We start from the raw sequence: 16,051 nt of genomic DNA, 5'->3' as shown, positions 1-16,051 counted from the left end.
GTTCCGATTGCGACTTCGCCGATCGTCCGGTCTCGCGGTATTCCGCGTTCTAGAGTCGCTCGTGGGGGGCGTGCGCGGATCGCTCGCGCGCGCAGATCGGAGGATTCCATGTCTCGCCGTCGTGCGTTGGTCGCCGCGAGCGCTGTCACCCTGGCTGCCCTGCTCACGATCGTGGGCTGCACGCCGCCGTCATCGCCCTCTCCGTCTCCTTCCGCGGCACCGACGTCGGCTGCCGCGACGCCCGAGCCCTACGCCGGGCCGCTCCTGTTCGTCGGCGACGAGCTCGACGCCTTCGCCCTCACGGCCGACGAGGTCGCGGCGACGTTCCCCGGGGCATCCAATGCCAGCGACCTGCTCCCCGAGCTCGAGCAGATCTCGGACGGCGGGGGACCCGACCCGGTCCCCGCGATCTGCTGGGCGCCGATGGTCGAGCAGTCGCTGTGGAGCGTCGCCGCGCGCACGTCGACGTGGTCGACGCCGGTCGCGCCGCTGCGCGGAGCACAGCAGGTGCTGCAGTTCGGCGCCGAGGAGCAGGCCGCCGGACGCATGGACCAGCTGCTCTCGGCCGCCGCGCAATGCGGTCAGTTCGAGTTCGACGGCCCGACGACGTTCACCACGGCGACGGCCGACGAGGTCGACGGGGTCCGCGCGCTGGCCGGTGTCGTCGACGGGGGCGACGAGCAGTACGACGTGCGGATGCTCGTGGCCTTCGCGCAGGTCGGCAACGTGCTGGTCACGGCCTTTCAGCCGTTCGAGGGTGAGCCCACCTTCGACCCGGCGGCCGCGGCCGCGCTGCTGCGGGACCGCGCCGTGGAGGCCCGTACCGCGCTCATCGAGAAGCTCACCGCCGAACCTCCGGCGACCCCGGAGCCGGAGCAGACCGCCGATCCCGCGGCCCCGTGGAGCGAGTGGCGCATCACGACCGGAGGCATCGGCCCGGTGCGCATCGGCGACGACATGAAGCAGGCGCTCGCCGCTGTGTCGGCGGCCGACATCATCGAGCCGGAGTTCGAGGGCGGCACGTGGAAGGCCGTTGCCGACGACGGGGTGTCGACGGTGTTCGTGCAGCCGTCGCCCGACGGCGCGACGGTGGCGGCGGTGATCGCGGGCGCCGAGTACAGCCACGACGGCACGGCGCACGACGGTGCCGCGCTGCCGGCGGCGGGAGAGGTGCGCGTCGGCTCGCTCGTCGACGAGGCCCGCGCCGCCTACCCGGGAGGGACGACGACCCACGTGGTGGCGTCGGGCGAGGACTTCTACGACATCGCGACGCGCGACGGCCGCCTGCTGCGCTTCCGGGCCGATCGCGACGCCGCCGACCCGGCCGCCGCGATCATCGGCATCATGGTCGAGGACACGACCCTGCGGCGGCCCCTGACCTTCGGCTGAGAGCGGGAGGACGGCAGGCGGCCGTCACGCGAGGACGGGAGCGACGATCGGCGCCTTGCTGACGAGTGTCAGCACGTCGTAGGTGGCGACGACCTCGTCGCGCTGATTGCGGATCACGGCGTCCCAGCGCACCTCGCCGTACTCGTCGGTCTCGCGGGGCGTGATGCGCTTCGCCGTGAGGGTGACGCGGATCTCATCGCCGGGCGACACCGGGGTGACGAACCGCAGGTCCTCCAGACCGTAGTTGGCGAGCACGGGACCGGGTGCCGGGTCGACGAACAGGCCGGCCGCCCACGACACCAGCAGATATCCGTGCGCCACGCGCCCGGGGAAGAAGGGGTTGGCCGCGGCGGCCTCCTCGTCCATGTGCGCGTAGAACGTGTCGCCCGTGAACCGGGCGAAGGTCTCGATGTCGTCGAGGGTCACGGTGCGCGTCTCGGACTCGACCTGGTCGCCGATCCGCAGCTCGGCGAGCGACTTGCGGAACGGGTGCGGCCCGTCGCTGCGGGCCGAGGCACCGGCGTGCCACACCCCCGTCAGGGCCGTCAGCATCTCGGGCGAACCCTGCACCGCCGTGCGCTGCATGTGGTGCAGCACGGCCCGGATGCCGCCGAGCTCCTCGCCGCCCCCGGCGCGCCCCGGTCCGCCGTGCACGAGGTTCGGCAGCGGAGACCCGTGCCCGGTCGAGGAGCGGGCGTCGTCTCGGTCGAGCACGAGCATCCGGCCGTTGTACGGCGCGATCCGCCGCGCGAGCTCCACGGCCTGGGCGGGATCGTGGGTCGCGACGCTGGTGACAAGCGACCCGCCGCCGCGGGAGACGAGGTCGGCGGCCTCCGCCGTCGACCCGTAGGTGAGCAGAGAAGCGACGGGGCCGAACGCCTCGACGGTGTGCACGGCTGCGGCGGCGGCGTCGTCGAATCGCAACAGGAGGGGAGCCACGAAGGCGCCGTCGTCGGCGCGACCGGTGGTGCCGTCGGCGCGGAGCACGGCGGGCTGCTCCGTCGATCCGACCACGACGCGTCCGCCCGCATCCTGCAGCGCCCGCACCTGCCGCAGCACCTCATCGCGCTGCGCGAGCGAGGCAAGCGGTCCCATCGTGACGCCCTCGGCGCGCGGGTCGCCGAGCACCGTCTTCGCGTCGAGGCGGGCGCGCACGGCGTCGACCACGGCGTCAGCCGCGGCGGCGGGCACGATCGCCCGGCGGATCGCGGTGCACTTCTGCCCGGCCTTCGCGGTCATCTCGGTCACGAGCTGCCGCACGTACGCGTCGAACTCGGGCGTCCCGGGCCCGGCGTCGGTGCCGAGCACCGAGGCGTTGATCGAGTCGGTCTCGGCCGTGAATCGCACGCCGCCGGTCTGCACCGCCGGGTGACGACGCAGCGACTCGGCGGTCGACGCACTGCCCGTGAACCCCACGAGGTCGCCGAGGCGCAGCGCGTCGAGCAGCCCGGGGACGCTGCCGCTGACCAGCTGCAGAGCGCCGGTCGGTACGAGGTCCGATTCGACGAGGATGCGCACCATCGCCTCTGTGAGGTACCCCGTCGGGGTCGCGGGCTTGATGAGCGTCGGCATGCCGGCGAGGAACGCGGGGGCGAGCTTTTCGAGCGCGCCCCAGACGGGGAAGTTGAACGCGTTGATCTGCACGGCTACGCCGGGGAGCGTGGTGTACACGTGACGGCCGAGGAACGAACCGTCCTTCGACAGCGGCTCGACCGGCCCGTCGACGTGCACGGTGCTGTTCGGCAGCTCCCGCCGGCCCTTGCCGGAATACGAGAAGAGCACGCCGATGCCGCCGTCGATGTCGACCCACGAATCGGCCCGGGTGGCCCCCGTGCGCGCCGAGACGGCGTACAGCTCGTCCTTGCGCTCGGTGAGGGCGAGCGCGAACTTCTTGAGCAGCACGGCGCGCTGGTGGAACGTCAGGGCGGCGAGACTCGCCTGCCCGACGGTGCGGGCGTGCTCGAGGGCGCTCGCCAGATCGAGGCCGTCGGTCGCGACGGTCGCGACGACCTCGCCGGTCGAGGCGTCGCGCACGTCGGTGCCCCGCGTGCCGGGAGGGGGGGTCCACCACGATCCCTCGACGAAGCTCGGAAGGTACTCGGTCATGTCGTCTCCTCGGTCCAGTCGTAGAAACCCCGACCGCTCTTACGTCCGAGGCGGCCCTCGGCCACCAGGCGGCGCAACAGCTCGGGCGGGGCGAAGCGGTCGCCGAGCTCGCGCTCCAACTCCTCGGCGATGCCGAGCCGCACATCGAGTCCGACGAGGTCGGTGGTGCGCAGCGGGCCGACCGGATGCCGGTAGCCCAGGGTCATCGCGGCGTCGATGTCGGCGGCCGACGCCACCCCCTCCTCGAGCATCCGGATCGCCTCCAGACCGAGCGCGACGCCGAGGCGCGACGAGGCGAACCCGGGGGAGTCGGCGACGACGATCGGCGTCTTGCCGAGGGCGGCCACCCATTCGCCGGCGCAGTCGACCACGGCATCCGCCGTGAGCGTGCCGCGCACCACCTCCACCAGCGACGAGGCGGGCACGGGGTTGAAGAAGTGCAGGCCCAGCACCCGGGCGGGATGCTCGAGCGCGGCGGCGAGCTGGTCGACCGAGATCGACGAGGTGTTCGTGGCGAGCACGGCGTCCGTCGCGATCTCGGCCTCGACGCGCGCCAGCGCCTCCTCCTTGAGGGCGCGGTCCTCGGGTACGGCCTCGACCACGAGGTCGGCGTCGGCGAACAGCGTCAGGTCGGTGGTGATCGTCAGGCGCGCAGCCGGGTCGGCGTCCGGCGACAGGGTGCCGCGTTCGATCGACCGGCGGATGCTCTCGTCGACGCGTCGCCCGGCGGCATCGGCGCTCTGCGCATCGCGCTCGACGACCGTCACGTCGGAGCCCGCGAGCAGGAAGGCGTGGGCGATGCCCGCTCCCATGCGTCCGCCGCCGAGCACGCCCACGCGGGACGGCGCGCTCATGCCCGCCCCCGACGCGCGAGGAAGGCCGCCATGCGACGCTCCTTCTCGGGGCTCTCGAACAGTTCGGCCTGCAGCTCGTCGTCGATGCGGGGATGGGCGTCGCGCGGTGCCCGCAGCGCGGTCTTCGTGTGCCGGGTCGCGCGCACGTCGTTCGCGGCGATGCGGTCGGCGAGCGCGTGCGCCTCGGGCAGCAACTGCTCGACGGGGTGGACCGCAGAGATCAGCCCCCAGGTCAGCGCCTCCTCGGCGCCGAGGGTGCGCCCCGTGAGCAGCAGGTCGGCGGCACGCGCCGCCCCGACGATCGCGGGCAGCCGCCACGTCGCCCCGGCAGCGGCGATGATGCCGAGGCCGGGCTCCGGGTTGCCGATGCGCAGCGAGCCGGTCGCGATGCGGATGTCGGCCGCGTACGCCAGCTCGGCCCCGCCGCCGAGGGTGTACCCGTCGAGCGCGGCGATGACCGGCATGGGCAGCTCGGCGATCCGTGTGAACGCGGCCTGGTTGATCGAGCGGCGCGCGTCGTCGGCGCGCCGCTCGGCGAGCTGCGCGATGTCGGCACCGGCGGCGAAATGACCGCCCGCGCCGGTGAGGATGAGCGTGCGGGGCTCGGTCTCGAGCTCGGCGCACAGCGCGTGCAGCGCCTCGACGGTGTCGAGGTCGATCGCGTTGCGCTTCTCGGGGCGGTTCAGCGTCGCGACCACCCGATCGGGTCGGACGTCGACGAGGAGCGGCCCGCTCATGCCACCCGCTCCAGGATCATCGCGGTGCCCTGACCGACGCCCACGCACATCGTCGCGAGTCCCAGACCCGCTCCTTCGCGCTCCATGCGTCCGAGCAGCGTGACGACGATGCGGCATCCGCTGGACCCGAGCGGATGCCCGAGCGCGATCGCTCCGCCGTCGCGGTTCACCGTCTCGGGGTCGAGGTCGAGCCGGCGCATGCTGGCGAGAGACTGCGTGGCGAAGGCTTCGTTCAGCTCGACGGCTCCGAGCGCCGAGACGTCGAGACCCGTGCGCTGCAACGCGCGCTGCGTCGCGGGCACGGGGCCCAACCCCATGATCTCGGGCGCGAGGGCTGCAGATGTCGCGGTGACGATGCGGGCCCGAGGGGTGAGACCGTAACGGCGCACCGCCTCGCCGCTCGCGACGATCACCGCGGATGCGCCGTCGTTCAGCGCACTGGAGTTCCCGGCGGTCACGACCTCGCCGCCCGCCACGACCGGTCGCAGGGCGGCGAGGGCCGTGGCGTTCGTGTCGCGACGCGGCCCCTCGTCGACCCGCACCTCACCCGACGCCGTGGGCACGGGCACGATCTCATCGTCGAAACGGCCCGCGTCGATGGCGGCCGCGGCCCGTTGCTGGCTGCGGAGCGCGAACGCATCCGCGTCCTCCCGGGCGATCCCGTCTCGGCGGGCGACCTCCTCGGCGGTCTCGGGCATCGTCAGGGTCGCCTTGTCCCGGGCGGCGAGGCGGGGGTTCGTGAAGCGCCACCCGATCGAGGTGTCGAACGCCGCTCCGGGTCTGCCCCAGGCGCGATCCGGCTTCGCCTGCACCCAGGGCGCGCGGGTCATCGACTCGACCCCGCCGGCCACCATCAGCTCCGCGTCTCCCGCACGGATCGCCTGCGCCGCCATCGCGATCGCCGACATCCCCGAGGCGCACAACCGGTTCACGGTGATGCCGGGCACCTCGTCGGGAAGACCCGCCAGCAGCGCGGCCATACGGGCGACGTTGCGGTTGTCCTCCCCGGCCTGATTCGCGGCGCCGAGGATCACCTCCTCGACGGCGTGGACGGGAACGTGCGCGCGCTCGACGGCCGCGCGCACGACCAGGGCGGCCAGGTCGTCGGGTCGCACGCTCGCGAGCGCGCCGCCGTATCGACCGATGGGGGTGCGGACGCCGCCGACGAGGAAGGCCTCGGTCATGTCACACCCGCCCGTACGCCCGCAGGGGCTGCTCGATGAGGGCGACCAGTCGCCGCAGGAAGCTCGCCGCGTACCCGCCGTCGCACACCCGGTGGTCGAACACGAGCGACAGCTGCGCGATGCGGCGCGCGACGAGCTGCCCGTCGACGACCCAGGGGCGTTCGAGGAGTCGACCGATGCCCAGGATCGCGACATCGGGATGGTTGATGATCGCGGCGGACCCGTCGACCCCGAGCGCGCCGTAGTTGTTGAACGTGAAGGTCGAGCCCGAGAGGCGCTCCGCAGGCACCCGTCCCGAGCGCGCCGTGTCGGCGACCTCGCGCAGCGCCTCGTCGAGGCCGGTGACCGAGAGGGTGTGCGCGCGCGGGATCACCGGCACCATCAGTCCGCGGTCGGTGTCGACGGCGACGCCGAGGTTCACGCCCTCGAACGACACGAGTTCGGCGCCGTCGGGGGTCAGCCGCGAGGCCAGCACCGGATGCTCCTCCAACGCGAGCAGCACGAATCGTGCCAGCAGAGCGGTGAGCGACGGGGCGCGCTCGCCGCTCGCCGCGATCTCGGTGCGCAGATCCCACAGCCGCGTCGCGTCGACGTCGACCCAGACCGTCGCCTCGGGGATCTCGGAGCGGCTGCGGCCGAGCCGTGCGCTCGCCGCCTTGCGCAGAGGAGAGAGGGGTTCGCGTCGTGCGACGACGAGGCCGTCGATCCGCTCACCGGCGGATCCGGCGTCGGACGATGGGCGCTCCGACGATGCGGGGTAGGCCGGAGCATCGACCGCCTGCTCCACGGCGGCACGGAGCACGTCGGCGCGGGTCACAGCGCCATCGGGTCCCGTCGGGACGATGAGGCGTACGTCGACGCCCAGGTCGCGGGCGAGCCGGCGCACGAGCGGGGAGCGCACGGCGACGGGGGCAGCGCGACCGACGGGAGGCGAGGTGGCCGGTGCGGCCGGGGTGGCCGGTGCGGCCGACGTGGCCGATGCCGTCGGTGCAGTCGGTGCGGCCGGTGCAGCCGGTGCAGCCGGTGCAGACGGTGCGGCAGGGGTGATCGGCCCGGCCGACGCGGTGCCGACCGTGCCCCGCCGCGCACGCCGTCGACCGGCGTGCGAGCGCTCGGTCGTGCCGTAGCCGATGAGCACGTTGCCCGATCCCGCCCGCTCCTCCGTGCGATGCTCCTCGAACGCCCCACCCTCCTCGGCCACCTCCAGCACGGGGGCGCCGACGATGAGGGTGTCGCCCGCCTCGCCGTGCAGGGCGGTGACGACACCGGCGAACGGCGACGGGAGTTCCACGACGCTCTTCGCGGTCTCGACCTCGGCGATCGCCTGGTCGACCGCCACTCGGTCGCCGACCGCGACGAGCCACTGCACGAGACCGGCCTCGGTCAGGCCCTCGCCGAGGTCGGGCAGAGCGAAGACGCGCGCGGTGAGGGTGCTCATGACTCGTCCTCCCAGTGCAGCGTGTCGATCGCGTCGAGCACGCGGTCGACGTCGGGCAGGTACCAGTGCTCCAGCTTGGGCGGAGCGTATGGGGTGTCGAAGCCCGTGACTTTGCGCACCGGAGCCTCGAGGTATTCGAAGCAGCGCTCGAACACCCGCGACTGGATCTCGGAGGCGACGCTCGCATAGCCGGGGGCCTCGGCGATCACGACGGCCCGCCCGGTCGCGCGGACCGCGGCCATGACGGTCTCGTCGTCGAAGGGCGACAGCGATCGCACGTCGACGACTCCCACGCTGCGTCCTTCGGCCGCGGCGGCCTCGGCCGTCTCCAGGGCGAGGCTCACGGCGGCGCCGTAGGCGATCAGCGTGACGTCGTCGCCGGGCCGAACGACCCGCGCCGACGACAGGTCGCCGGGCGCCGAGGTATCGACCTCGCCCTTCGCCCAGTACAGCTTCTTGGGCTCGAGGAACACGACGGGGTCGGGCGAGGCGATGGCAGCACGCAGCATGGTGTACGCGTCCTGCGGCGTCGACGGGCTGACGACGGTGAGGCCCGGGGTGTGGGCGTAGTACGCCTCCGACGAGTCGCAGTGGTGCTCCACCCCGCCGATGCCGCCGCCGTACGGGATGCGGATGACGATCGGCAGGCGCACCGCGCCCCGCGTGCGGTTGCCCATCTTCGCGACATGGCTGACGATCTGCTCGAACGCGGGCAGGGCGAAGGCGTCGAACTGCATCTCGACCACCGGACGCATGCCGTTCATCGCCATCCCCACCGCCGTGCCGACGATCCCCGACTCGGCGAGGGGCGTGTCGAAGCAGCGGTCCTCGCCGAAACGCGCGGTGAGTCCGTCGGTGATGCGGAACACTCCGCCGAGCGCACCCACGTCCTCGCCGAACACCACCACGTCGGGGTCGTCGGCGATCGCATCGGCGAGGGCCCGGTTCAGCGCCGCGGCCATGGTGAGGGTTTCGGTGGGTGCGGCCCGGCCGTCGAGGCGCACGTCGTCGGGGGCGATGGTCATCTGGATGCTCCGTCCGGGGCAGGTGCCGCGGTCGCCGACGCGGCGCGTGCGAGTTCGTCGCGCAGCAGCGCGCGCTGCTCCTCGCGCTGGGGGGAGGGGTGCGCGGTCACGTGGCGGAACAGGTCGTCGGGGTCGACCGCGGCGTCCTCGTTCATGGCATCGCGCAGCGCCGCGGCCATCGCCTCGGCCTCGTCGGCCAGGCGCGTCTCGGTTTCGGCGTCGAGCTCGCCGGTCGTGACGAGGTACGCACGCAGGCGTCGCAGCGGATCGAGGTCGGCCCAGGCCCGCACCTCGTCCCTCTCGCGGTAGCGGGTGTCGTCGTCGGCGTTCGTGTGAGCCTGCATGCGATACGTGTGCGCCTCGACGAGCGACGGGCCGCCACCCGAGCGCGCGCGGGCGACCGCGGCACCGAGCACCGAGAGCACGGCCGCGGGGTCGTTGCCGTCGACGCGCTGCCCCGGCATGCCGTAGCCGACCGCTTTGTGCGCGAGGGACGGGGCGGCGGTCTGCCGGGCGAGCGGCACGCTGATCGCGAAGCCGTTGTTCTGCACGAAGAACACCACGGGCAGGTGGAACACGGCCGCGAAGTTCATCGCCTCGTGGAAGTCGCCCTCGCTCGTCGCGCCGTCGCCGCAGAGGGCGAGCACCACGGTGTCCTCGCCGCGTCGGCGCGCGGCGTACGCGAGACCGACGGCGTGCAGCAGTTGAGTGGCGAGCGGCGTCGCCTGGGGAGCGACCCGATGCGCGCGCACGTCGTACCCCGAGTGCCAGTCGCCGCGCAGCAGCACGAGCGTCTCGGCGGGCGGCACCCCGCGGCCTACGATCGCGACGGCGTCGCGGTAGGTCGGGAACAGCCAGTCGGCGTCGCCGTCGAGCACCATCGCCGCCGCGACCTGGCAGGCCTCCTGCCCGTGCGACGAGGGGTAGACCGCCAGGCGGCCCTGCCGCACGAGCGCACTGGCCTGGTCGTTGAACCGTCGCGCCGCCACGAGGCGCCGGTACGCCTCGCGCAGCACGGAGGCGTCGGGCAGGGGGTACTCGCCGTCCGGCGCGAAGACGCCGTCCTGGTCGATGAGCCGCACCGCCTCGTCGCGGGGGAGCATGTCGTGCATCTGGTCGCCTTCCTCGCCGAACCCGATGCACACAGTGTGCGCGCCAAGCCTGCACTCGTCCAAGCATCCGAGGGAGAACGTGGACGTTTGGCGGGTTCTTGCCCGCAGCGCGCTCGAAGTGTCAGGATCGGAGGCGGGACGAAGGAGTGCCATGACGATGCTCGACGACATCGACCACGCCATCCTCGACGAGTTGCGTCGAGACGCGCGGGCGTCGATGACCGCGATCGCGGATGCCGTACACATCTCGCGCGCGGGCGCGCATGCGCGCATCCGCCGCCTCTCGGATGCCGGGGTCATCACCGGGTTCACGGTGCGCACCGACCCCGCCGCCCTCGGGCATCACGCGAGCGCGTACGTGATGCTCGCCATCGAGCAGGCGAGTTGGCAGGCGGTGCAGGAGCGGTTGCGGGCGATCCGCGAGGTCGAGCACATGGCGCTGGTCGGCGGCGACTTCGACGTCATCCTGCTCGTGCGCGCGCGGGACGCCCGCGATCTGCGGCGCATCGTGCTTGAAGACATCCAGGCCATCCCGTCGATCCGGTCGACCCGCACGACGCTCATCTTCGAGGACGTCGAGCGGTAGCGCGCGACGGCCGCGTGCCAGACTGGGGCGATGGGCGCAGCATCCGATCCGGCCGGGGCCGCGGAGCCGGTTCGGCGCGGACGGCCGGGGTACGACCGGCGCTCGCTGCTCGACGCCGCGGTGGCGGTGTTCAACGACGCGGGGTACGACGCCACCTCGGTCGCGGCGCTCGCCGCGCGTCTCGGGCTGTCGAAGGCCGCGATCTACCACCACTTCTCGTCGAAGGAGCAGATCCTCGAGACGGCGGTCGGCGAGGCGCTCGACGGTCTCGAGGGCGTGCTGGTGAGCGCGCGGACCGCGCCGCCCGCCGAGCGACTCGCGACGGTGCTGCGCGGTGCGGTGTCGGTGCTCGTGGCCCAGCTGCCGGCGGTGACGCTGCTGCTGCGGGTGCGCGGCAACAGCGAGGTCGAGCGACGCGCGCTCGGCCGTCGGCGCGCGTTCGACCAGGCGGTCACGGCCCTCGTGCGGGAAGGGCAGGAGCAGGGCACGGTGCGCGCCGACGTCGATGCGTCGGTCGCCACGCGTTTGCTGTTCGGCATGGTGAACTCGGTGGTCGAGTGGTACCGGCCGGGAGGTGCGGAGGACGCCGAGGCGCTCGCGCGCGACGTGCTCGCGGTCGCTCTCGACGGCCTGCGGCTGCGCTGACGCATCGCTCCGACCCGAGAGGCGGCAGATGCCCCTCGACGACTCAGGCGAACGTCAGGGTGAAACCGTCGTCGGTGGCGGCGACCGCCACGGCCGAGAGGTCGTCGACGAGCACGTCGGGCTGATGGGCGGGGGCGTGCGGACCGACCCCGACCACGCGCATGCCGGCGGCCTTCGCCGCCTGGATGCCGGCAGCGGAGTCCTCGAAGACGACGCAGTCGCCCGGTGCGACACCGAGTTCCGACGCCGCGCGCAGGAACCCCTCGGGGTCGGGTTTCGATGCCGACACGCTCTCGGCGGTGATGGCGAGTGCGGGCACTGTGAGGCCGGCGGCTCCCATGCGCGCCGTCATGAGGGCGACGTCGGCCGACGTCACGATCGCGTGCGGGTGCGGCGCGAGAGCGGCGAGCAGGCCGGCGGCTCCCGCGATCTCGACCACGCCGTCGACGTCGGCACTCTCGTTCGCCAGCATCTGGGCGTTCTCGCGGAGGTTGATGTCGTGGTCGCGCTCGGGCAGCAGGATCGACATGCTCTGATGCCCCTGGCGCCCGTGAATCGTCTGCAGCACCGTGTCGCGGTCGAGGTCGTGCGGGGCGGCCCAAGCGAGCCACAGCCGTTCGACCACGGCGGTGGAGTCGACCAGGGTGCCGTCCATGTCGAGCAGGACGGCGCGGGCGTTCAGGGTCTGGGTCACTCGACCAGGCTAGCCGCGGGGCACCTCGGCGTCATTCGCCGCGCAGTGCCCGCGTCGCGGCGGCGCTGCGCTCGAGGGCGTCGACCGCGACGTCACGGCGCAGCTGAGCGGCGCCGATGAAGAGGCAGTCGACGAGGGCGAGCTGCGCGATGCGGCTCACCATGGCTCCGGCGCGGAACCGCGACTCGCGCGCGTGGGTGAGGAGGGCGTGATCGGCGGCGCGGGCGAGGGGCGAGGTGGCTGCTCCGGTGACACCGATCGTGGTGGCGCCGCTCTCGCGCGCCGAGCGGAGGAAGTGCACGGCCTCGGGGGTGGTGCCGGAGTGAGAGAATCCGATCGCGACGGTGGGGGAGACGCGGAGCGATGCGGCGGCGGCGGCTTCGTGGGCGTCGTCGAGGGCGATCGCGTTGTGCCCGATGCGGAGCAGCTTGTGCCCGAGGTCGGAGGCGGCGAGGCGGCTCGCGCCGATGCCGAAGAGGAGGATGCGCCCGGCCGCCTCGATCGCCTCGGCCGAGGCTGCGAGCGCGTCGAAGTCGAGGCGCTCCACCGTCTCCTCGATGGCGAGCCGTTCGAGGGCGGCGAGCTTGCCGGCCGCGTCGCGCAGGGAGTCGTCGGCGGCGATCTCGGCGCCGAAGCCGCTGTGGGCGCCGAAGTTCACCGACTCGCGTCCGAGTTCGGCAGCGAGTGCCCGCCGCAGCTCGGCGTACCCGGCCACCCCGATCGCTCGGCAGAACCGCACCACCGAGGCCACGGAGGTCTCGCACGACGCGGCCAGCTCGGTGATGGTGCTGTCGATGACCTGGGTGGGGGTGTCGGCGACCGCGCGAGCGATGCGCGCGAGTGACGGCGGCAACGTGTCGACCGACGCGGCGATCGTCGTCTGGATGCTCATGCGGGAGCCTCTCTCGTGATGAACAATTCTTTCATGTAGTCGGTCATAGTCGTAGACTATTTTTATGACCGATTCCCCGCGCCGCTTCGCCGTCGACCTCGGCAAGACGCGATGCCGGCTCGTCGTCGCGGATCCCGCGCGGCAGCCTGCACATGAGGGTACAGGCGCACCGGGTCTCGCCGCCGCAGGCGGGGTCGACGCCGCGTTGGCCGCGATCGAGACCGTGCTCGCCGAGGTGCCTGCCGCCGCTGCCGCGGGAATCGCGGGCATCGGCGTCGGAGCGGCGGGGGCGTGGGCCGCCCCCGCCGCCGCCCAGCGACTCGCCGACCTTCTCGCGGGGCGCCTCGGCATGCCCGCGGTCGTCGCCTCCGACGTGGTCACCGCCCACGCCGGCGCGCTCGACGGCGCCCCGGGCGTGCTGCTCATCGCGGGCACCGGCGCCGCCGCGCTCGGTACCGACGACGACGGCGTGCGCCTCGTCGACGGCTGGGGGCCCGAGCTCGGAGACCTCGGCAGTGGATCGTGGCTGGGACGCGAGGTGCTGCGCGCCGTGCTGCGCGCCGACGACGGGCTCGGGCCGGCCACGGCGCTCACCGATGCCGTCCGGACGGCGGTGGGGGAGGCATCCGATGTCATCCCCTGGCTCTCGCAGGGGGACGCGCTCGCCCGGCGCCTCGCGACCCTCGCCCCGCTCGCCCTCGACGCCGCGGCACAGGGCGACGAGGCCGCACGCGCGATCGCCGACGAGGCCGTCCGGCTGCTGACCGCCACGGCGCTCGCCGCCTCGGTATCCGCCCCCGACGTGGTGCTCCACGGCGGCCTCACCGACCACGCCTGGTTCCGCACCCGGCTGACCGACGCGCTCGCCGCCGTCGGACGCCGCACGCGTCCGCGCATCGGCGACGCCATCGACGGGGCGCTGCTGCTCGCCTCCCGTCGCGATCTCCCACACGAAAGGTTCGTGCACCGTGCCGAATGACGACACCCGACTGACCGCCCTGATCGAGGAGCTGTCGAAGCTCGACACCGAGGCGGCCACCACCGAACGCGGCGACCTCGATCTGCTGTCCACGCCCGAGCTGGTGGCGCGCATGAACGCCGAGGACGCGCGCGTCGCCGGTGCCGTCGCGGCCCAGGCTCCGTCGATCGCCGCGGCCGTCGACGGCATCACCGAGCGGTTCCGCCGCGGCGGGCGCCTCATCTACATCGGCGCCGGCACCGCGGGGCGCATCGGCGTGCTCGACGCCAGCGAGTGCCCGCCGACGTTCGGCACCGACCCGTCGCTCGTGGTCGGCATCATCGCCGGCGGCGAGACGGCCATCCGCTCGGCAGTCGAGAACGCGGAGGACGACGCCGATGCCGCGCCGACCTCCCTCGGCGAGCTCGGGCTCACCGAGTCCGACACGGTCGTCGGGATCTCGGCCTCCGGCCGCACCCCGTACGTGCTGGGCGGGCTCGCCTATGCGCGCAGCGTCGGGGCGCTCACGGTGGCGATCGCGTCGAACCCGCGCTCGGCCATCGGCAGCGCGGCCGACATCGCGATCGAGGTCGTCACGGGGCCGGAGTTCATCTCGGGCTCGACCCGCCTGAAGTCCGGGACCGCGCAGAAACTCGTCGTCAACATGCTCACGACGCTGTCGATGATCAAGCTCGGCAAGACGTATCGCGGTGTCATGGTCGATCTGCTCGCCACGAACGAGAAGCTGCACGCCCGGTCGGTGCGCACGGTCTCGCAACTGGCCGGCGTCGGCACCGACGAGGCCGGTCGCGCGCTCGCCGCCGCCGACGGTTCGGTCAAGCTGGCCGTGCTCATGCTCGCCACCGGTGCGGATGCGGCCGCGGCTTCTGCGGCGCTGGCGTCGAACGACGGCATCCTGCGCGATGCCATCACCGCGCTGAGCTGAGGTCCGGCCGGCCTCCGGAGCCGGAGATCCGGCGGGCCTACTCGGCCGCGTGGCGCCCGAGGAACTCGTACACCTCGTTGTCGTCGACCCCGGGGAACGCGCCCCGGGGGAGCGGCGAGAACATGTAGGTGTGCACCCGTGCGCTCGGCCACGACTTGCCGTGCCAGCGCTCGGCGAGCTCGGCGGACGGGCGCCGGCAGCACGACTCGTCTGGACAGGTCGACACGGCGCGGTCGGTCGTCTCGCGCCCGCGCCACCAGCGCGCGTCGTCGAAGGGCACGCCCACGGTGATCGAGAACTCGCCGTCGGCCGACGACCCGGTCTGCGTCGAGCACCAGAACGTCCCCGACGGGGTGTCGGTGTACTGGTGGTGCTCCACCGTGCGGTTCTGCTGACCGAACGCCGCGCGCGCCTGGAACTTGCGGCACACCCGCTGCCCCTCCACCGAGCCGGTCACGTCCATCGGCAGGGGCAGGTCGTCGTTCTCGTACACCCGCATGATCGCGCCGTCGGAGTCGACCCGCAGGAAGTGCAGAGGCATGCCCATGTGCTGGGTGAGCAGATTGGTCATGCGCATGCCCGCGGCCTCGTGGGTCACGCCGAAGGCGTCGCGGAAATCCTCGACGGCGAGGTTGCGATCCTTCTTGGCCTGCTGCAGGAAAGCGACCGACGCGGTCTCGGGCATGAGGCAGCACGCGCCGAAGTAGTTGATCTCGAGTCGTTGCTGCAGGAAGTCGGCGTAGTCGGTGGGCGGCGTGTGGCCGAGCAGTCGATGCGCCATGGCCTGGAGCGCCATGGACCGCAAGCCGTGGCCGCCGGGGATCGAGGCCGGGGGAAGGTAGATGCGACCGTTCTCGAGGTCGGTGACCGACCGCGTCGAGTGCGGCAGATCGTTCACGTAGATCAGTTCGAAGCCGAGCTTCTCGGCCATGATGCTCACCGTCCGGTGGCTGAGCGCGCCCTGCACATGGCCGGCGGCGCGCAGCTGCTTCTCCGCGAGCTTCTCGATCTCGGGCAGGTAGTTGTTCTGCGCCCGCATGCGCAGGCGCAGCTCGGTGTTCGCGCGACGCGCCTCCTCGGGCGTCGCGATGGCCTCGCGCTCCCGACGCTGCAGTTCGCGATGCAGGCCGAGGATCGACTCGATGGTCTCGTCGCTGGTGCCCTTCGTCACCCGCACGGGCGGGATGCCGAGCTGGCGGAAGACGGGGCTGGCCTGGGCGCGATCGAGCTCGATCTCGAGGGCGGCCCGGCGGTTCGGCGGCTCGTCCGAGATCAGGTCGGTGACCTCGGTGCCCGTCGCCTGGGCGATCGCCTGCAGCAGCGAGAGCTTCGGCTCCCGCTTGCCGTTCTCGATGAGACTGAGCTGCGAGCCCGCTACGCCGACGAGGGCGCCCAGCTCATCGAGGGTCAGCCCCTGTGCCTGTCGACGGTGGCGGATGCGGTGGCCGAGAGTCGCGAGGTGGATGCCGGAGGACGCCATTCCTT

Annotated in this window: 15 protein-coding genes; 5 read left to right on the top strand and 10 right to left on the bottom strand. The window is 72.9% G+C overall.

Annotated elements, in window-relative coordinates; all coding sequences use genetic code 11:
• Positions 1–108: 108 nt before the first annotated feature.
• Positions 109–1,389 carry a hypothetical protein gene (locus AC3A3J_RS13540; protein ID WP_487672767.1) on the top strand — a complete coding sequence of 427 codons (1,281 nt, stop codon included), beginning with the start codon at positions 109–111 and terminating at the stop codon, positions 1,387–1,389.
• A 24-nt stretch (positions 1,390–1,413) separates the two neighbouring features.
• Here the strand turns inward: AC3A3J_RS13540 and paaZ are convergent, their stop codons facing one another.
• Genes paaZ through AC3A3J_RS13505 form a run of 7 tightly spaced genes read right to left on the bottom strand, consistent with a single transcriptional unit; the run spans position 1,414 to position 9,845 of the window.
• Positions 1,414–3,495 carry a phenylacetic acid degradation bifunctional protein PaaZ gene (paaZ, locus tag AC3A3J_RS13535; protein ID WP_487672766.1) on the bottom strand — a complete coding sequence of 694 codons (2,082 nt, stop codon included), beginning with the start codon at positions 3,493–3,495 and terminating at the stop codon, positions 1,414–1,416.
• Complete coding sequence (locus AC3A3J_RS13530) at positions 3,492–4,349, bottom strand: 3-hydroxyacyl-CoA dehydrogenase family protein (RefSeq protein ID WP_487672765.1); 858 nt, start codon at positions 4,347–4,349, stop codon at positions 3,492–3,494. The genes paaZ and AC3A3J_RS13530 overlap by 4 nt, the downstream gene beginning before the upstream one ends.
• A complete protein-coding gene (locus tag AC3A3J_RS13525) occupies positions 4,346–5,086 on the bottom strand; it encodes an enoyl-CoA hydratase/isomerase family protein (RefSeq protein ID WP_487672764.1) in 741 nt (246 codons plus the stop codon). Before AC3A3J_RS13525 ends, AC3A3J_RS13530 begins: the two co-directional genes overlap by 4 nt.
• On the bottom strand, positions 5,083–6,270 hold the full coding sequence (locus tag AC3A3J_RS13520; protein WP_487672763.1) for a thiolase family protein: 1,188 nt from the start codon (positions 6,268–6,270) through the stop codon (positions 5,083–5,085). The genes AC3A3J_RS13525 and AC3A3J_RS13520 overlap by 4 nt, the downstream gene beginning before the upstream one ends.
• A 1-nt stretch (position 6,271) precedes the next feature.
• A complete protein-coding gene (locus AC3A3J_RS13515) occupies positions 6,272–7,708 on the bottom strand; it encodes a dihydrolipoamide acetyltransferase family protein (RefSeq protein WP_487672762.1) in 1,437 nt (478 codons plus the stop codon).
• Complete coding sequence (locus tag AC3A3J_RS13510) at positions 7,705–8,733, bottom strand: alpha-ketoacid dehydrogenase subunit beta (RefSeq protein WP_487672761.1); 1,029 nt, start codon at positions 8,731–8,733, stop codon at positions 7,705–7,707. The genes AC3A3J_RS13515 and AC3A3J_RS13510 overlap by 4 nt, the downstream gene beginning before the upstream one ends.
• Positions 8,730–9,845, bottom strand: coding sequence for a thiamine pyrophosphate-dependent dehydrogenase E1 component subunit alpha (locus AC3A3J_RS13505; protein ID WP_487672760.1), 1,116 nt, complete (start codon positions 9,843–9,845; stop codon positions 8,730–8,732). The genes AC3A3J_RS13510 and AC3A3J_RS13505 overlap by 4 nt, the downstream gene beginning before the upstream one ends.
• Positions 9,846–9,996: 151 nt before the next feature.
• On the opposite strand from AC3A3J_RS13505, the gene AC3A3J_RS13500 reads away from it, so the two are divergent.
• Both AC3A3J_RS13500 and AC3A3J_RS13495 read left to right on the top strand, forming a co-directional pair.
• Complete coding sequence (locus tag AC3A3J_RS13500) at positions 9,997–10,431, top strand: Lrp/AsnC family transcriptional regulator (RefSeq protein WP_487672759.1); 435 nt, start codon at positions 9,997–9,999, stop codon at positions 10,429–10,431.
• Between the two features lie 30 nt (positions 10,432–10,461).
• Positions 10,462–11,076, top strand: coding sequence for a TetR/AcrR family transcriptional regulator (locus AC3A3J_RS13495; protein ID WP_487672758.1), 615 nt, complete (start codon positions 10,462–10,464; stop codon positions 11,074–11,076).
• 43 nt (positions 11,077–11,119) lie between these two features.
• Here AC3A3J_RS13495 and AC3A3J_RS13490 read toward each other — a convergent pair whose 3' ends face one another.
• Both AC3A3J_RS13490 and AC3A3J_RS13485 read right to left on the bottom strand, forming a co-directional pair.
• Positions 11,120–11,770 carry an HAD-IA family hydrolase gene (locus AC3A3J_RS13490; protein WP_487672757.1) on the bottom strand — a complete coding sequence of 217 codons (651 nt, stop codon included), beginning with the start codon at positions 11,768–11,770 and terminating at the stop codon, positions 11,120–11,122.
• A 31-nt stretch (positions 11,771–11,801) separates the two neighbouring features.
• On the bottom strand, positions 11,802–12,662 hold the full coding sequence (locus AC3A3J_RS13485; RefSeq protein ID WP_487672756.1) for a MurR/RpiR family transcriptional regulator: 861 nt from the start codon (positions 12,660–12,662) through the stop codon (positions 11,802–11,804).
• A gap of 64 nt (positions 12,663–12,726) precedes the next feature.
• Here AC3A3J_RS13485 and AC3A3J_RS13480 point away from each other — a divergent pair, with 64 nt between their 5' ends.
• Together AC3A3J_RS13480 and murQ are read left to right on the top strand one after the other, a co-directional pair.
• Positions 12,727–13,641, top strand: a complete 915-nt coding sequence (locus AC3A3J_RS13480; protein WP_487672755.1) for an N-acetylglucosamine kinase — start codon at positions 12,727–12,729, stop codon at positions 13,639–13,641.
• A complete protein-coding gene (gene murQ / locus AC3A3J_RS13475) occupies positions 13,631–14,566 on the top strand; it encodes an N-acetylmuramic acid 6-phosphate etherase (RefSeq protein WP_487672754.1) in 936 nt (311 codons plus the stop codon). Before AC3A3J_RS13480 ends, murQ begins: the two co-directional genes overlap by 11 nt.
• 37 nt (positions 14,567–14,603) lie before the next feature.
• Here the strand turns inward: murQ and AC3A3J_RS13470 are convergent, their stop codons facing one another.
• Entirely contained in the window at positions 14,604–16,046 is a 1,443-nt protein-coding gene (locus tag AC3A3J_RS13470) for a helix-turn-helix domain-containing protein (protein WP_487672753.1), read from the bottom strand.
• Between the last annotated feature and the right edge of the window lie 5 nt (positions 16,047–16,051).

This window comes from Microbacterium sp. Soil_N32 (assembly GCF_057655505.1).
This window is presented reverse-complemented; position numbering and strand designations above follow the sequence as displayed.